This window comes from Nonomuraea sp. NPDC005501 (genome assembly GCF_040605905.1).
In the GTDB taxonomy this organism is placed as follows: Bacteria; Actinomycetota; Actinomycetes; order Streptosporangiales; family Streptosporangiaceae; genus Nonomuraea.
Genome location: NZ_JBEXDT010000084.1, coordinates 26,887 through 42,087 on the forward strand (window position 1 = coordinate 26,887; position 15,201 = coordinate 42,087).

General features: G+C 69.9%; 20 protein-coding genes and 1 rRNA gene. 7 read left to right on the forward strand and 14 right to left on the reverse strand.

Features of this window, described 5'->3' with window-relative positions; all coding sequences use genetic code 11:
• Positions 1-126 precede the first annotated feature (126 nt).
• Both ABZS51_RS32300 and ABZS51_RS32305 read right to left on the reverse strand, forming a co-directional pair.
• Positions 127-675 (reverse strand): Ig-like domain-containing protein, encoded by a 549-nt coding sequence (locus tag ABZS51_RS32300; RefSeq protein ID WP_355448981.1) that lies wholly within the window; start codon positions 673-675, stop codon positions 127-129.
• A gap of 202 nt (positions 676-877) precedes the next feature.
• The gene (locus ABZS51_RS32305; protein ID WP_355448984.1) at positions 878-1,060 is read right to left on the reverse strand and encodes a hypothetical protein; all 183 of its coding nucleotides are present in this window, start codon (positions 1,058-1,060) and stop codon (positions 878-880) included.
• 244 nt (positions 1,061-1,304) lie between these two features.
• Between ABZS51_RS32305 and ABZS51_RS32310 the strand changes: the two genes are divergently transcribed.
• Positions 1,305-1,433: a hypothetical protein gene (locus ABZS51_RS32310; protein ID WP_355448987.1), complete on the forward strand. Its 129-nt coding sequence runs from the start codon at positions 1,305-1,307 to the stop codon at positions 1,431-1,433.
• A gap of 153 nt (positions 1,434-1,586) precedes the next feature.
• Here ABZS51_RS32310 and ABZS51_RS32315 read toward each other — a convergent pair whose 3' ends face one another.
• Complete coding sequence (locus ABZS51_RS32315) at positions 1,587-2,195, reverse strand: NAD(P)H-binding protein (protein ID WP_355448990.1); 609 nt, start codon at positions 2,193-2,195, stop codon at positions 1,587-1,589.
• Between the two features lie 120 nt (positions 2,196-2,315).
• Here ABZS51_RS32315 and ABZS51_RS32320 point away from each other — a divergent pair, with 120 nt between their 5' ends.
• Positions 2,316-2,615, forward strand: a complete 300-nt coding sequence (locus ABZS51_RS32320; RefSeq protein ID WP_355448993.1) for a helix-turn-helix domain-containing protein — start codon at positions 2,316-2,318, stop codon at positions 2,613-2,615.
• 223 nt (positions 2,616-2,838) lie between these two features.
• Here ABZS51_RS32320 and ABZS51_RS32325 read toward each other — a convergent pair whose 3' ends face one another.
• Both ABZS51_RS32325 and ABZS51_RS32330 read right to left on the reverse strand, forming a co-directional pair.
• The gene (locus tag ABZS51_RS32325) at positions 2,839-3,033 is read right to left on the reverse strand and encodes a dihydrofolate reductase family protein (RefSeq protein WP_355448996.1); all 195 of its coding nucleotides are present in this window, start codon (positions 3,031-3,033) and stop codon (positions 2,839-2,841) included.
• Positions 3,005-3,157 (reverse strand): hypothetical protein, encoded by a 153-nt coding sequence (locus tag ABZS51_RS32330; protein WP_355448999.1) that lies wholly within the window; start codon positions 3,155-3,157, stop codon positions 3,005-3,007. Before ABZS51_RS32330 ends, ABZS51_RS32325 begins: the two co-directional genes overlap by 29 nt.
• Before the next feature lie 197 nt (positions 3,158-3,354).
• On the opposite strand from ABZS51_RS32330, the gene ABZS51_RS32335 reads away from it, so the two are divergent.
• Complete coding sequence (locus tag ABZS51_RS32335) at positions 3,355-4,806, forward strand: PLP-dependent aminotransferase family protein (RefSeq protein WP_355449002.1); 1,452 nt, start codon at positions 3,355-3,357, stop codon at positions 4,804-4,806.
• A gap of 33 nt (positions 4,807-4,839) precedes the next feature.
• Here the strand turns inward: ABZS51_RS32335 and ABZS51_RS32340 are convergent, their stop codons facing one another.
• Positions 4,840-6,195: an FAD-dependent oxidoreductase gene (locus ABZS51_RS32340; protein WP_355449004.1), complete on the reverse strand. Its 1,356-nt coding sequence runs from the start codon at positions 6,193-6,195 to the stop codon at positions 4,840-4,842.
• A 348-nt stretch (positions 6,196-6,543) separates the two neighbouring features.
• Here ABZS51_RS32340 and bla point away from each other — a divergent pair, with 348 nt between their 5' ends.
• Positions 6,544-7,566, forward strand: coding sequence for a class A beta-lactamase (gene bla, locus ABZS51_RS32345; protein WP_355449007.1), 1,023 nt, complete (start codon positions 6,544-6,546; stop codon positions 7,564-7,566).
• 245 nt (positions 7,567-7,811) lie between these two features.
• On the opposite strand, the gene ABZS51_RS32350 is transcribed toward bla, so the two are convergent.
• The 3 genes from ABZS51_RS32350 to ABZS51_RS32360 all read right to left on the reverse strand — a co-directional run bounded on the left by ABZS51_RS32350 (position 7,812) and on the right by ABZS51_RS32360 (position 9,852).
• On the reverse strand, positions 7,812-8,240 hold the full coding sequence (locus ABZS51_RS32350) for a nuclear transport factor 2 family protein (protein WP_355449010.1): 429 nt from the start codon (positions 8,238-8,240) through the stop codon (positions 7,812-7,814).
• A 122-nt stretch (positions 8,241-8,362) separates the two neighbouring features.
• Positions 8,363-8,971 (reverse strand): NAD(P)H:quinone oxidoreductase, encoded by a 609-nt coding sequence (gene wrbA, locus ABZS51_RS32355; RefSeq protein WP_355449013.1) that lies wholly within the window; start codon positions 8,969-8,971, stop codon positions 8,363-8,365.
• Positions 8,972-9,333: 362 nt separating this feature from the next.
• The gene (locus tag ABZS51_RS32360; RefSeq protein ID WP_355449016.1) at positions 9,334-9,852 is read right to left on the reverse strand and encodes a DinB family protein; all 519 of its coding nucleotides are present in this window, start codon (positions 9,850-9,852) and stop codon (positions 9,334-9,336) included.
• Positions 9,853-9,913: 61 nt separating this feature from the next.
• Here ABZS51_RS32360 and ABZS51_RS32365 point away from each other — a divergent pair, with 61 nt between their 5' ends.
• Entirely contained in the window at positions 9,914-10,381 is a 468-nt protein-coding gene (locus ABZS51_RS32365; RefSeq protein WP_310711401.1) for a cupin domain-containing protein, read from the forward strand.
• 92 nt (positions 10,382-10,473) lie between these two features.
• Here ABZS51_RS32365 and ABZS51_RS32370 read toward each other — a convergent pair whose 3' ends face one another.
• The 3 genes from ABZS51_RS32370 to ABZS51_RS32380 form a co-directional block, all read right to left on the reverse strand.
• On the reverse strand, positions 10,474-11,094 hold the full coding sequence (locus ABZS51_RS32370) for a cysteine hydrolase family protein (RefSeq protein ID WP_355449019.1): 621 nt from the start codon (positions 11,092-11,094) through the stop codon (positions 10,474-10,476).
• Between the two features lie 141 nt (positions 11,095-11,235).
• Entirely contained in the window at positions 11,236-12,210 is a 975-nt protein-coding gene (locus ABZS51_RS32375) for a helix-turn-helix domain-containing protein (RefSeq protein ID WP_355449021.1), read from the reverse strand.
• A 125-nt stretch (positions 12,211-12,335) separates the two neighbouring features.
• Positions 12,336-12,731 (reverse strand): RidA family protein, encoded by a 396-nt coding sequence (locus ABZS51_RS32380; RefSeq protein WP_310711515.1) that lies wholly within the window; start codon positions 12,729-12,731, stop codon positions 12,336-12,338.
• 136 nt (positions 12,732-12,867) lie between these two features.
• Here ABZS51_RS32380 and ABZS51_RS32385 point away from each other — a divergent pair, with 136 nt between their 5' ends.
• Positions 12,868-13,842, forward strand: coding sequence for a WYL domain-containing protein (locus tag ABZS51_RS32385; RefSeq protein WP_355449024.1), 975 nt, complete (start codon positions 12,868-12,870; stop codon positions 13,840-13,842).
• Between the two features lie 21 nt (positions 13,843-13,863).
• On the opposite strand, the gene ABZS51_RS32390 is transcribed toward ABZS51_RS32385, so the two are convergent.
• Together ABZS51_RS32390 and ABZS51_RS32395 are read right to left on the reverse strand one after the other, a co-directional pair.
• A complete protein-coding gene (locus ABZS51_RS32390; protein ID WP_355449027.1) occupies positions 13,864-14,748 on the reverse strand; it encodes a hypothetical protein in 885 nt (294 codons plus the stop codon).
• Between the two features lie 95 nt (positions 14,749-14,843).
• The gene (locus ABZS51_RS32395) at positions 14,844-15,089 is read right to left on the reverse strand and encodes a hypothetical protein (protein ID WP_355449030.1); all 246 of its coding nucleotides are present in this window, start codon (positions 15,087-15,089) and stop codon (positions 14,844-14,846) included.
• Here ABZS51_RS32395 and ABZS51_RS32400 point away from each other — a divergent pair.
• Positions 15,081-15,201, forward strand: a 16S ribosomal RNA gene (locus tag ABZS51_RS32400); the annotation flags it as partial. The genes ABZS51_RS32395 and ABZS51_RS32400 overlap by 9 nt on opposite strands.

The following is a 15,201-nucleotide window of genomic DNA, read 5'->3' on the forward strand; positions in this document are numbered from 1 at the left end:
GCGGCCGATTGTTGGGGCGCTCTCTTCGGCGGTGCCACCGGGACCTGGCCCGACAGGTACTCGGCGACCGTTCGCCGGTTCAGACCGGTCTCGGCCGCGATCTCCCGCAAGCTCATCGCGCCGGACTCATACAGGATGTGGATGATTTAAACCTGACGCCCAGCGTGACCGCGTCGTTGTCGGGATGGTTGGCACTGCGGGGGTCGCCGAGCTGGGCCACAAGGTGTTGGTGACCACATGGTTCACCCCGGGTGAGGTGCTGGGGGCGAGTGTCACCAGGGCTTCGCTGTCGAAGGCCTGGCCGTCCAGGAAGACGGCCGTGAGCCGGTGGTTGCCGCCGCTCAGCGCTGAAGTCTGGAGCTGGGCGCCGCCGTTCTCGTCGATGGAGTCTGTGCCGAGCAGCGTGGTGCCGTCCTTGAAGGCGACCTCCCCCTGCGGATCGACCAGGGGAGGCTCCACGCTGACCGTGGCGGACAGCGTGACCTGCTGCCCTTCGATCGAGGAGCCGGAGGGAGAGACGGTCAGCGTCGTCTGCGACGGCAGCGCATCCGGTAGAGAGGCGCGGGTGTGCGGGCCCGAGGTGGTGCCCTGGAGGGTGACATTGTTGGTCAGGGCGAAGACCCGGCCGGTGACCGCGGCGCCAGAGCCGACCGTGGCCGCGTTGTTGGCCAGCACGTTGCCGCGGAACGTCGAGCGGAGGACCTCTTCGGCCCGGGCCGCCGATTCGTACAGCAGCCGAAAGAGTGTCCGCTCGCGCAGCTGCAGGGGTCTGCCGGGTGAGCAGGGCCTCGATGAGGGCGCGGTCGAGGGCCTTGGTGCGGTCCGGAGTGCGGGCGCGGCGGATCGGGTCGCCAGTCAGCCAGTCCTGGTCGCGCCATCAGGCGCAGGCGGAGCCGAGCGCGTCCAGGCGGGCGTTGAAGGTGGCCGCAGCCGCGCCGCCCCAGCGGCCGGTGAACGAGGTGGCCAGGCTGTCGGCGCCGGCCTTGCCCTCCAGCGCGGTCAGTGGCGCGTCGGCGCCGAGCTCGGCGGCCAGGGCCGCCAGGCGTGCATCAAACCGCACCTCCGCCTGATCGACGCGTGCAGCCTGAGCTGGGCGTCCCCCTTACCGCTCCGTCCACCTGAGGTGCCGTGCTGAGCGCCGTGCCCGCGGCCCGCAGGCGTGCGGATCAGCTGGTGTCGCGGGCACGATCGGGGTCATCGCGGTGACGTTCGGGTGCTGGTCGGTGGGCTATAGAGCGACTGCGTTGGTGGCCTCGATCAGCTCCTGTTCGAGGAGCATCTCGACGGGCCGCGTCGTGATCTTGATGTTCAAGGTGTTCGACCCGGACGGCCTGCTCGGCCTCACGCTTGTGCTCTGGCAGCATGGCGCGTCGTTCGATCTCGCGCGTGACCGCTTCAAGGGCACGAGAGATCTGTCCATGGCCTTGGCGTGAGCGTTCTGCACGGACCTCAACTGTCTGCCGATCGAGCAGGTCCGCGCCGCTGGAAGGAGCGGGTCAACGAAGCGAGGACGAACGATCTTGACGTGGGACGAACAGCGGCGATCGTCACGGCGTCGAGGAAGAGCACGCTGCTGGAGCTGCTCATCAGTTGCTGATAGCGGGCGCCTGGCGCAGGTACGTGAGGTCCGCGACCTGATCAAGCAGGAAGGTGCCCATGTCGGCGCGGGTGATGGACAGCCCGACGATACCGTGTCCGTAGTGCCCGACCTTGATCTTGCCGGTTGCGTTCTTGTTGTTGAGTTTGGCCACGCGGACAAGCGTCCAGTCCGTGTCGGAAGCGCGTACGATCTCGGCCGCACGGCGTACCTCCTGGTAGGCGGTGGGTGCGGCGGTTTTGACGAACTGGACGAGGGCTTTGAACTTGGCGTCGGGGAGGTCCTGCGGGTCCGGGACGCTGCACGTGGAGACGACCACGAGCCGCCGGACAGCGCTCTTGTCGATCGCTGCGATGATGCGGCGGGTGCCGTCGCTGACCGCGCCGACCCCTTCGATCACCGCGTCGGCGTCCTGGACGGCGGCGAGAATGGCCTCGTCGTTGTCGAGTTGTCCGGCTACGACTGCCAGGTTCGGGTGCTCAATGGTGAGCCGTTCGGGGTTGCGGGCGTAGGCGGTGATGGTATGGCCGGCGTCGAGAGCCTGGCGTACCAGCAAGTGCCCCGTCCGGCCGGTGGCCCCGAACAATGTGATCCTCAAGGTGTTCTCCTGTCCGTCCAAGCACCAACTACTACATGATCTTTAGTGGTAAAGAAATTATAGCGGTCTAGGATGGATGTCAACATGGAGCAAGTGAGTGATCCACAGGTAGCGCGGTGCATGCAGATCCTGTCCGTCATCGGCGATCTGTGGACGCTTGCCGTCGTGATGACGCTGCAGAAGTCGGAGATGCGGTTCAACGAGCTGCAGCGGGCGATCCCACGGGTGAACGCGGTGACGCTGACCAGCCGACTCAAGAAGCTGGAAGAGGCCGGCATCGTCAGCCGGACCGTCGAGTCACGCGGCAAACAGTCGACCGTCTACGCCCTGACACCATTCGGGGAAAAACTGCTGCCGATCGTGGATGCGGTCCGAGCAGTCGCCCTCGACCTAGAACGCTCCGGAGACGCCCCGCGGTGACACGACGAGCGCTTCCCGCATCTATCGGTAATCAATCGACCACGCGGAGTTCGGGCATGGTTATGGGGAGAAGGGCCACGCTGGAGGTGTCCATCTCGATTCTCCGTCCGTCGCGGTAGGTGTCCGGTGTGAGGCGATGGCGCTGGCCGCCGTGGTCACCGGCCGGCACTTGAGCTCACCCGGTAGCGCAGGTGCGCGACACCGGGCGCGTCGAGCACCCGGGTCAACTCAGCTCGATGCGGTCGGCGCCGAACAGCCGCCGCCCGTCACCGAGCATGACCGGGACCAGGTGGATCTCCAGCTCGTCGAGCAGGCCCTCGCGCAGCAGCGACTGCGCGAGTCCGGCACCGTGCACCATCACGTCCTTGTCGCCGGCGGCCGCCTTGGCCTCACGCATCGCCGTTGCGACGTCGGGCACGTAGTGAACCCAGCCACTCGTGCAGCCGGATGCCGCCGATCCCGAGCCCGTCGCCCGGGCCGTTGCCCGGGCCGGCGATGAACCCGTCGAGCGACATCGACATGTACAGCACGGACTTCGCCATACGGTTTCCTTCCTTGCCGGCGCAGGGCAACCGCCCGCTGGCGGCCTTGCACCCCTGCACCCTGGGAGGGCTGGATCTTGATGTCTCCGATGAAGTCCACCTTGCCGCCGTGCCGCCCCGGTGAACAGTTCTGCTGGTGAACCCGGTTGGTCACTCGGCTTGGCAGGAATTGGTACCCGTCAGTAAGGTCCGATTCTGTGGACCGTTTGAGGACCAATTCCAGGCTGGCCGAGGACTTGCTCATCGAGCTGGACCGCGACGCCGGCGTGCCGCTGCACCGGCAGATCGAGGGGTCCATCCGCGCGAGCATCCGGGCCGGCCGGTTGCGAGCGGGTGCGTCGCTGCCGCCCACCCGCACCCTCGCGGCCGGGCTGGGGGTTTCCCGCGGGGTGGTCGTGGAGGCCTACCAGCAGCTCGTGGCCGAGGGCTATCTTGCCAGCCGATCGGGCGGTTACACCCAGGTCGCCGCGTCGATGCCGCCGGCTGCCGCCACCGCTGCGGCCGGCGCGGGCTCGGCGGCTTCGACGGCGCGGCCGGCTGCGCTCAGCGTCGGCTTCAGGGTCGACTTCGGGTACGGGCGCACCGACGTGTCGCAGTTCCCGCGGGCCGCCTGGCTGCGCTCGGTTCGTACCGTGCTCACCACCACACCCAACGACCGGTTCGCCTACCTCGACGGGCGCGGCGTGCCGGAACTGCACCAGGCCCTGTGCGACTACCTCAACCGGGTACGCGGCACGCTGGCCGTCCCCGGCAACGTGGTCATCTGCAACGGCTACGGGCAGGCCATCTCGCTGCTGATCCAGGTGCTCGCGCGGCGCGGCGCCAGACGGATCGCCCTGGAGGACCCGTCGTCCGACGACGATGCCCGGGTGCTGGCCAGGGCCGCGGGACTGGACGTGGTCGGCATCCCGGTGGGTCCGGACGGCGTTCAGGTCGGCGCCCTCGACCTGGCCGACGCCGACGCGCTGGTCCTCACGCCGTCGCACCAGTGGCCAACCGGCGGGGTGCTGCCGGCGGCGGCGAGGGCCGAGGTGATCCGCTGGGCGGGACGCCGCGGCGCGATCGTGATCGAGGACGACTACGACGCGGAGTACCGCTACGACCGGTCTCCGGTGGGCGCCATGCAGGGCCTGGCGCCCGATCATGTCGTCTATTGCGGTACGGCCAGCAAGACGCTCGCCCCGGGGTTGCGGCTCGGCTGGATGGTGCTGCCTGCCCATCTGGTGAGCGACGTCGTCGCGGCCAAGCTGCTCGCCGACCGCGGTTCGCCGGTCATCGACCAGCTGACGTTCGCCGACTTTCTCGGCCGCGGCGAGTTCGACCGTCACCTGCGCCGGATGCGTCCGGTGTACCGGCGCCGCCGCGACGCGCTGCTGGCCGCGCTGCGCACTCATCTGCCGGATCTGCGACCGGCCGGGATCGCCGCCGGGCAGCACGTGCTCGCCTGGCTCCCGCCCGGCCTGGAGGAGGAGGCGGTGGTGGCGGCGGCCGGCCGGCACGGGCTCGTCATCCAGGGCGTCGGGCCGTTCCGGATCGCCGGCGCCGGGCCCGGTGGCCTGATCTTCGGCTACGCCAGCCTCAGCGAGAGCGCCATCGCCGAGGGCGTCGCGCTGCTGGCGACGGCCATCCGGGAGGTACGGGGACGCTGATCCCGCGCCGTCGGCACATCCAGGACACGTGCATCACCGCGCCGGGCGGATGTTCTGGTTCAGGTGGAACACGTTCGCCGGGTCGTAGGCGGTCTTCACCGCGGTCAGCCTGGCCAGCTTCTCGGCAGAGTACGCCCGCCGCACGCCGCGCTGCCCATCGGCCAGTTCGTCGGCCGTCAACGAGTTGACGTACACACCACTCGCGTACGGCTCGAGCGACGCGCCGGCGGCGCGGGCGGCGCCCATCCTGGCGTTGTCCTGGGCCGGGTCGGTCCAGCGCGAGCCGGCACCGAACTCGAACATCGTGCCGCGGTGGCTGAAAGCCGCGTCCGTTTCCGGGACGTCGGCGATCGCGCCGCCGTGCGCCTGCAGGCCGACGCCCGGCAGGTCCGGGCTCGCGCTCAGGTCGGTGCCGCCGCGCAGCAGGAACGCCTCGATCGCCGCGGCGGGAAGGCTCCGCAGGTATTGCCCCTTGGCATAGCGGCGGTAGGCGTGGCCGCCGGCGGAGTCCTCGCGTTGCTGCAGTTCGAGGTAGGACGGTGTGGTGACGCGGGAGGCGACGGGGCGCCCGAGCGCCCGCATCGCGGGCAGCAGTCGGCGGCCCTCGGCCGGGTCGCCGACCCACACGAACCCCAGCGTGGCGATCGGCCCGGCGGGAGCGCTGCCGACACTGGCGGTGAACGTCGCCTGCCGGGGCGCGACGGCGTTCAGGTCGCGCCAGCCCTCGATGACCGGCACGGCGTCCTCGGCTCGGAAGTCGAACTCGGCGACCAGCGTCCGCGTGCCGGTGTGATGCAACTGGAACTCGAACTCGGTGACGACGCCGAAGTTGCCGCCACCGCCGCGCAGGCCCCAGAACAGGTCGGGGTTGTCGGTACGGCTCGCGGTCACCACGGTCCCCTCGGCGGTGACCATCGTGCAGGAGACGACGTTGTCGCAGGCCAGGCCGTACTGGCGGGCCAGCCAGCCCATGCCACCGCCGAGCGTGAGCCCGCCGACGCCGGTGTGGGAGACGTTGCCGGCGGTGGTGGCCAGGCCGTACGCCTGGGACGCCCGGTCCAACGCGCCGAGCAGCGCGCCGCCCTGCACCCGGGCGCGGCGACGGGCCGGGTCGATCCGCACGCCACCCATGGGCGTCAGGTCGATCATGAGACCACCGTCAGGCACGGCCAAGCCGGCGGCGTTGTGGCCGCCGCAGCGCACGCCGATCTCCAGGTCCAGTTCGCGGGCCATCCGCACGGCGGCGACCACATCGGCGACGCCGGCCGCGCGGACGATCATGCGAGGACGCCGGTCGACCATGGCGTTCCAGACGGTGCGGGCGGTGTCGTAGCCGGCGTCGCCAGGAGTGAGCACCTGGCCGTCGAAGCGGGTCGCTGTGGTTGTCATGCCACTCAGCCTGACAGGAATCGGTACACACTTTATGGTCCGATCCCGTAGGCCAATTGAGGACCAATTCAGGGTGGGTTGAAGCCATCGCCAAGGTCACCAAGGTCTTGGCACCTCGCCGCCGCACTCGTTGATCACCGGGTGGCGGCCGGCCGTAGCCATAGGAGTTCCAGGCCGTCCACGCGCGCGGGCGGCGGCGGCGCGAAAAGCAGGCATCGACAAGACGGCGGAGCCGCCCGTGGGATGGGACGTGCCACGCCGGCGGAGCGAGACGCTGACCCCTCCCGGCCGGGATGCTCTCACGCGTGATCCCCTGCCGGCTATCGATATCTATATCTATATGAAGGAATGGTTCATATCGATATTGGACATCTCTGCGCAACTTCTGATCTTCTCTTCGGCATGACACGACATCTCCGACTGCGCTCAGCGGTCATCACCTTGACCACTTCCGCGCTGCTGGGCGCTCCCGCCTACGTGGCAGATGCCGCCACCGGCGGGGCGAGCACCTCCAGCCTCGCCGCCCGGATGGAAAGCGACACCCCCTCCGGCGCCGACCTGACCAAGACGCTGCAGGAGCTCGAGAAGTCCTACGACGGGCGCATCGGCGCGGTGGGCATCGACCTGGGGACCGGTAGAACGGTCGGCTACCGGGCGGACGAGCGCTTCCCGTTCAACTCCATGTTCAAGGTGTTCGCGTGCTCGGCAGTACTGCACAAAGCGCGCACCGACGACCCAGGACTGATGGACAGGGTGATTCGCTGGCAGCCTGCTGAGATGGCCGAGTTGACCGCGAACTCCCCGGAGACCACCGAATACACCGACACCGGCATGACACCTGCGCAGCTGTGCCGCGCCGGGATCACCAAGTCCGACGGCTTCGCGGGCAACATGCTGCTGAAGCAGATCGGCGGGCCGCGCGGGCTGACCGAGTTCTTCCGCGCCACCGGTGATCGGACGAGTCGCCTGGACCGACCGGAGCCCGGGCTGATCGAGTGGAAGCCCGGCGAGGAGCGCGACACCACCACTCCCGCGGCGGCCGCGCAGACCTTCACCAAGCTCACCACCGGTAAGACTCTTCACACCCTCGACCGAGCGCTGCTGGTCGGCTGGCTGAAGGCCAACCGCACCGGCGCCAACCGGATCCGGGCGGGACTCCCCAAGGACTGGACGATCGGCGACAAGACCGGCAGCGGCGGCGCGAGCAACTACGGCACCGCCAACGACCTGGCGATCGTCTGGACACCCGGATCGAAGGCGCCGATCATCCTGTCGGTGTTCACCAACCGCAACAACACCAACACGCCGAACGACGACAAGGTGATCGCCTCCACCGCAGCTGCGCTGGCCAAGGCCCTCGGCAGGTTGTGACGGGCCATCGGGTCGAGACGCGGTCGTCCTCGTCCGGGCGATCGCCACGGTGGGCTCCGGCCTGGCCACCGGCTTCCTGACGTTCTGCCTGACGAGAGCTGCCGGCGGAGGGCGCAGCACTCGGCCGGGCCGGAGCCGAACCTGTTGGCCGATCGCATTGCTGACGGTTTTCGCGTCTGGGGTTGGACGAGGCGCCGGACTTCCTCCTCCAACCCCAGACAGGAATATGGGCCGATCCGGCCGGCTTACAGCTCCGGTGGAAACCAGGCTTGCAGGTTCTCGGGGTTGATCGGCATGGAGATATGTTCGTGCGTGATCGACCACTTGCCGTTCGACCGTCGGCAACAAACGGTCGATCGCACCCATACCGCGCTCTGGAGTCCGTCCTTGCGCGTTCCGGAGTCCAGGTGCAGCATGTGAGCGAACGCGACGTCGGTGCTCGTCGCGATCTTGAGGTCGTGCGTCTCCAAGCCGATGGGGCCGTCGTATCCGTCGAACCATCGCAAGAAGTTGCGACGGACTTCTTCGGGCCCCGCGAACTGAAGAGGGGGAACGGCATCGTAATAGACGATGTCGGATGAGTAATGGGACATGAGTCGATCAATGTCCTTCTGCTGGCAGGCATCGACTCGACTGCTCAAGAACGCTGCAACTTCGGCATCCTTAGAAGTCATCGCATCCCTCCGGTCAAGAATTCGACCGCAACCAGTTCGCCTGACCACGGTCCCTGTGGGTTAAGTGCTCCGACGACGCAGCCGCCTGGAATGTGAGGTGGGGCCGCCTTCGGAGCGGCCGTTCAGGCGGCGCGGCCGGCCTTGAGTGCGGCGGTGGTTTCAACCACGCGACGGGCCTGGTGGCGAGCCGCCTCCAAGGACACGTCGCCGGGCGGGCCGTCGCCGGCCACGTGGGAGGTGCCGTAGGGGTTGCCCGACCGGAACTGGACGGGATCGGTGTAGCCGGGAGGCACGATGATGCCGCCCCAGTGGTAGAACGTGTTCCCCAGCGCCAGGATGGTGGATTCCTGTCCGCCGTGGGCGGTGTTGGAGGCGGCGAAGGCCGAGTACACCTTGTCGGCGAGCTTGCCCTGGAACCACAGGGGGCCGGTGGTGTCGATGAACGCCCTGAGCGCGCCGGCCGGGTTGCCGAAGCGGGTGGGGGTCCCGAACAGCACCGCGTCGGCCCAGTCCAGGTCGTCGTGGCCGGCCTCGGCGACGTCGGCGGTGTCCTGGCGGTGCTGGACCCAGGCCGGGTTGGCGCTGATCGCCTCCGGTGGGGCCAGTTCGGCGACCTTGCGCAGTCGCACGTGCGCGCCGGCCTTTTCCGCGCCCTCGGCGGCGGCTTGCGCCAAGGCATGCACGGTGCCTGTGGCACTGTAGTAGATGATCGCGACGTTCACGGGTTCCATGATCGACTGCCTTCCATAGGGTCCGTCTCGGCAGTACGACGACACAGCTCTCCGGAATGTCAGGCACTCTGTCCGGATATGCCTGGCCCGCCGGCGACTTCTCCCGGATGTACGCGCGTTCGGACTCGGCGATCCCGGCGAAGAACGCGAACAGCGCGGCCCCGGTGCCCGCTCGGGTCGTACACGCGCTGCAGCGAGCCGACCAGGATGGCCTGGGCCGGTCGGCCTTCCTGCCGCCCGGTCGCCTGCGCCCAGTGCCCCACGTAGCGCGCGCTCCGGGCAGGGACCCAGCCTGACCGGGTCCGGCCGACCTCGGGCGGCTGCACAACGCCAAGATCCGGTTCGATCCTCCCCGAAGGCCCTCAGGCGCCGGTGACGCCGTCCACGCCCTGCCGGATCAGGTCGGCGTGGCCGTTGTGCCGGGCGTACTCGCCGATCATGTGGTTGAACACGAGACGGAGCGAGACCGCACCCCAGTTCGGCACCTCGAACGTGGTGTCCAGCGAGGCCCCGGCCGACGCCTGCCGGGCCAGCTCCTGCTCCTCCAGCAACCGCGCGTAGTCGGCCTCGGCGCGGGCGGGGTCGAGGTCCTCGAAGTCGGCGTCGGGCCGCTCGGGCGTGGAGTACAGCTTCGGTACGTCCTCGCCGCGGAAGTGCTGTCGGAACCAGATGCGCTCCACCTTCGCCAGGTGCCGTACGAGGCCCAGCAGCGACAGGTTGGAGCCGGGGACGGGCGCGACGGCGAGCTGCTCGCCGGTGAGTCCGGCGCACTTGTGCAGCAGGGTCGAGCGATGCCAGTCGAGCAGGCCGCGCAGCAGCTCGGCCTCGGGTGCGACGAGCGACCCTTCGGGGCGGGTCACTTCGGGAGCGGTCCAGGTCATCCGGACATGATCCCACGGGCGGCGGGATGGGTTGTGAGGACGGAGCATCGATAATGCCGAGATGATCGACAAGCAGATGCCGGGGCCGCGCCCCCTACTGCGCCGTCCCGAGGACGGCGAGCTGATCGACGTGGCGGGAGTGGCCCACTTCTTCCGCCTGACGGGTGAGCACACGGGCGGCCGCTTCGCGTTCGAGGAGTTCACCCTGGCCGGGGGCATGGTGGGGGCCCGTCCGCACATACATCACGGGCACGACGAGTATTTCTACGTCCTGCAGGGTGATCTGAGCCTGCACCACGGCGACGGGGAGGTGACGGTCGGCCCCGGGCACCTGCTCGCCGCGGTGCGCGGAACCCCGCACGGCTTCCGCAACGCCGGGACGGAGCCGGTCCGCGCCTTGTGCCTTTACACGCCGGCCGGGTACGAGGGCTACTTCCGCGAGGTGCATGCGGCCGTGGCGGCCGGCGCGGAGGTGACCGACGAGCTCCTGGCGGAGTTCCGCGCCCGCCACCGCACGACCTCCCTCTAGCCGGTGCCGACCGGCGAAGCCCGCGCAGGACGTTGAGGGTCCCGCGCGGGCCGCGGCGGATGCGCGTGGCACGGCTCAGGCCCGGGGGTGGGTCAGGCGGGCAGGTCGGCCACGCGGGCGGCGATGCGGCCGAACAAGTCACCGATCGCGGTCAGCGCGGCGGCGTGCAGCATGTCAGCCGGGATCGGCGTGCCGTCCGGGCCCGCCAGGGGCCGGGTCGCGCACGCCTCGGCCACGACGGTGGGCCGGTAGCCGAGGTTGAACGCGCCCTGGGCGGTGAACTGGACGCACATGTGGGTCATGAAGCCGGCCAGCACCAGGTCCGGGCCCGCGTCCAGCCGGCGCAACGTCTCCAGCAGTTCGGTCTCGTGGAAGGAGTTCGGGAAGCGCTTCACCACGACCGGCTCGCCGTCCCGCGGCGCGACCTCCGCGGCGATCTGCCCGATCTCAGCGCGGATGTCGTACGGGCTGCCTTCGCCACCGTCGTTGACGACGTGCACCACAGGGATCCCCGCAGCGCGGGCCCGGCTCAGCAGGTGGGCGGCGGCGTCCAGAGCACGGGCGGCGTCCGGGAGCGCCATCACTCCGGTGCGGTAGGTGTTCTGGAAGTCGATCATGATCAGGGTGCCGGTGGACAGCGCAGGCAACGCGCCGTCCAGGCCGATCACGTCGCGCAGCGTCGTCGAAACAGGTGTCGTCGAAACAGTGGTCATTTCATCCTCCTGGGATCTTCGGGGCATCCGGCCGGGGCTTCCAGGAGCCCGACCCGGGGTTTGCGGCCGGGCGCGGGCAAAGCCGGCAGGGTGAGTCACCGGCCGCGCGGGGCAGGCCGGAACACGGGGAGACAGGTCAGGTCAGGCGGCGGTCCGGAACCGTCGCCGGTAGGCCGCCGGGGTGGTGCCGAGCCGCCGGCGGAACGCCCGGTGGAGCGTCTCCACCGAGCCCAGGCCACACGCGGCGGCCACCTGGTCGAGCGGCTCGTCGGTGCCCTCCAGCAACCGCCGCGCGGCCTCCACCCGTGCCGCCTCCACGTAGGCGGCCGGGGTGAGGCCGCTCTCCTTACGGAAGACGCGGGCGAAGTGCCGCTCGCTGAGGCACATCCGTTCGGCGAGCGCCGCCGCCGACAGGTCGGCGAGGAGGTTCGTGGCGATCCACGCCCGCAGCTCGTCGATGTCACGCCGCTCCGTCGGGGCCTGCCACAGCGGGACGCTGAACTGGCTCTGCCCGCCCGGCCGCTTGAGGTACATCACCAGTTGCCGGGCGACCGCCAGGGCGAGCCGTTCGCCGTGGTCCTCGGCGACCAGAGCGAGCGCGAGGTCCATGCACGCGGTGATGCCCGCGCCCGTCCACACGTTCCCCGAGCGGATGTAGATCGGGTCGGGGTCCACGGTGACGTCGCGGTGCTCGGCGGCCAGCAGGCCGGCGGTGGCCCAGTGCGTGGTCGCCGTCCGGCCCGACAGCAGCCCCGCGGCGGCCAGCAGGTGCGCGCCGACGCACACCGAGGCCACCCGGCGGGCATGCCGGGATGTCTCGGCGATCCAGTCGACCAGGGCCGGATCGATCACCGGCATGCCGCGGGCGTCGACCGCACCGGGCACCACGAGGGTGTCCACTCGCTCGCCGACCTGGTCGAACGGCAGGTCGGTGGCGAGCCGGACCCCGGCACTGGTGCGCACCTGGCCGCCGTCGGCTCCCGCCAGGAGCACCTGGTAGGGCGTCTGTCCGGACATCTCCCGGTTCGCGACCGCGAACACCTCCGCAGGCCCGGTGACATCAAGGAGATCGACGTCGGGGAACACGGCGACAACAACACGGTGCGGAGCGGGCATGCGCTCATTGTCCCCGGTGTCGCCTTATGTCCGCCATGACGGTCTTCTGGCAGATCCGGACACCGCCGGTGGCCGCCGGCGCGAGTGCCGCCTCCGGCAGCCCTGCCGGAGGCGGCGAGGTCGCATCACGCGACGGCGGTTCCCTCAAGCTCGACCATCAGGGTGGGGATCGCCAGGCGGGTCACCCCGAGCATCGTGGTGGACGGTGCCACCCCGGCGGCGCCCAACCGCGACGCCAGCACGCCGTAGTGCTCGAAGAGCCGATCGACGTCGGTGGTGTAGACGTTGAGCCGGACGAGATGCGCGAGAGACATGCCGGCCTCGCCGAGCACGGCCTCCAGGTTGTCGAGGCTCAGCGCCAACTGCGCCGCCATGTCGTCGTCATGCTGGGGCTTGCCGTCGCCGCTCATCGCGGTCTGCCCGGAGACGTACAAGGTCCGGGTGTGCCCGGAGACGAGCTCACCCTGGTTGTACCCCAGCTCCGTCGACCACGCCCACGGGTTGACCGCCGTTCGTTCCATCGCCATATCGGCTCCATTCGATTCCTTGGGAGTACGTACGTCGATCGGCTCGGTGGCCGCCATCTTCGACGTCGCGTCGCCGAGCCTCCCAACGAATCACGACATCCTGTGTCGTGTATTTCGATAGGGTTTTCGTGTGCGCGCCGACCGGTTGGTCTCGCTGGTGCTGCTGTTGCGGCGGCACGGTCGGCTGTCCGCGGCCGCGCTGGCCCGCGAGCTGGAGGTGTCCACCCGCACCGTGCTGCGCGACATCGAGGCGCTGTCCGCGGCCGGCGTCCCGGTCTACGCCGAACGGGGCCGGCACGGCGGTTTCGCGCTGTTGCCCGGTTTCCGGACCGAGCTCACCGGACTGAACGCCGACGAGGCCCTTGCCCTGCTGGTCGCCGGATCGCGGCGCGGCGCGCAGGCCTTCGGCCTCGGCTCGGCGCTCGCTTCGGCGATGCTCAAGGTGGTCGACGCGCTGCCCGACAGCTATCGGGCCACCGCGGCCGGAGCGGCCGAGCGATTGCTCATCGACCCGGAGACCGACCTGCTCTCGCGCCGGCTGGTCGATGAGGAGGTGCCCGACGCCATAGCGGCCGAGATCCTGCGCGCGGTGTTCGCCGGACACAAACTGCAGATCCACTACGCGGCTGTGGATCAGCCCCCGAAGTGGCGCACGGTGGACCCGATCGGCCTGGTCACCATCCGTGACCGGGGCTACCTGCTCGCCACGAGGTCCGGCGCGGACCGCACCTACCGGCTGTCCCGGGTCCTGGCCGCCAAGGAACTCCCCGAACCCGCACAGCGACCGGACCGGGTCGATCTGGACCGGGCCTGGCAGGAACGCAGCAAGCGGTTCCGGACCGGCGGCGACCAGGTCACCGTGCTGGTACGGCTGCACCCGGCACGACGGGAGGACCTGGTGGGCACCGCGCTGGCCGTCCTCGCCGAGGAACCCGACTCAGACGGCTGGCTACGGCTGGAGGTGACCTTCCAGGACACGAGACACGCCGAATGGGCGCTGTGGCAGCTCAGCACCAGCGCGGAAGCTCTCGCCCCGCAGTGGTTGCGCACCTCCCTGCGCAACCGCGCCGCCGCCATCGCCACCCGCTACGGAGCGTCATCCTGAGAGCTGTGAGCGCGCCGGCGGTCAGAGGGGCAGCGCCGGCCTGGGCAGCGCGGGCGCGCCGACTTCCATGGTGAGCCGGAGCAGGCTGGGCGTGTGCCGAGTCCCCAGCATGCCGAGGTTCGTCACGAGAAGTCCGTCTTCGACGACGGCGATGGCCGTGGGGCCGTCGAGTCCGTCGTCGGCCGTCGCCAGGACAGTCGTGGTTCCGTCGGGGGCGATGCGCCGCACGGTGTTCTCCGGGTGCACAGCGAGATAGAGAGTGCCGGCGGCGTCGAAGGCGAGATCATCCACCGGGATGTTCGCATGCACCTCGGTGACCCTGCCCGGCCGGCCGTCCTGGATGTCGACGCGGAGCACGGTGGCCTGCGCCGTGTTCGTCACGTAGAGGCCGTCGTCCCAGACCTTCAGGCCGTTCACTCCCGTCGACGAGACGGGGTCGTGCGGCGACGTCGGTTTCATCCGGTCGTCGTCCAGCCAGGGCCGCAGTGTGTCGTCGCCGGGCGGCAGGAAGAGGATCTCCCCGTTGACGGAATCCGCCGCGAACAGGGTGCCCGCCTCGTCGAAGGTGATCCCGTTGAGCCCGGTGCGGATGCCGGCGGCGGCGAACCGGGCCCAGCGGCCGGTGGCGTCGCACCTCCAGATCCCCGCCACGTTCGCGTCCTCGCTGCGCACGGCGACGTAGAGGCGATCATCGGCGTCCGAGGCGATGCCCACCGCCATCGCGCCCGCGCCCGGCCCGGCGACATGCTCCGCACCGGTCGTCGAACGCCAGACCGTCCCGCCCGTCAGCAGCGTCGTGCAGATGGTGCCGTCCGTCAGGACGACGATGTTCTCCGGTGTCTCACCGGCGCCGAAGTCGAAGGACGCCACGGTGGTGATGCGCTCGACGATGCTCGACGATGTCATGTCTCTCCTTCGGGGGCGGGTTCACTGCCGGCGCGGCGACGGCCTTCGAGAAGAACACGGCTCGGTCGGTTCATCATCCATACCCAGGTGGGTGATCAACGGCAGGCGCGACCCACGGCCCGGCCCCGGGCACTCTGCGCGTGTTGACCAGGACCGGTGAAGCGCGCGTGCGTACCGAGGTCGCCCAGCCGGTCGAGCGCGGCCAGCCAGCTCGCCCCGCCCGCCCCGTCCCGCGCGGTGACCACCTCGCGCTCGCCCAGCAGCGCCATGACCGCCGTGCGGACCGGGCCGTCGGCGGTCAGCACGCCGCCCGCCAGCACGATCGGCCCTTCGCCGGGCACGCGGCCCGCCGTCGCCTGGCTAGAGGTAGGTAGGGGCAAGTGGAATTCCTGGTGTAGCGGTGAAATGCGCAGATATCAGGAGGAACACCGGTGGCGAAGGCGGCTTGCTGGG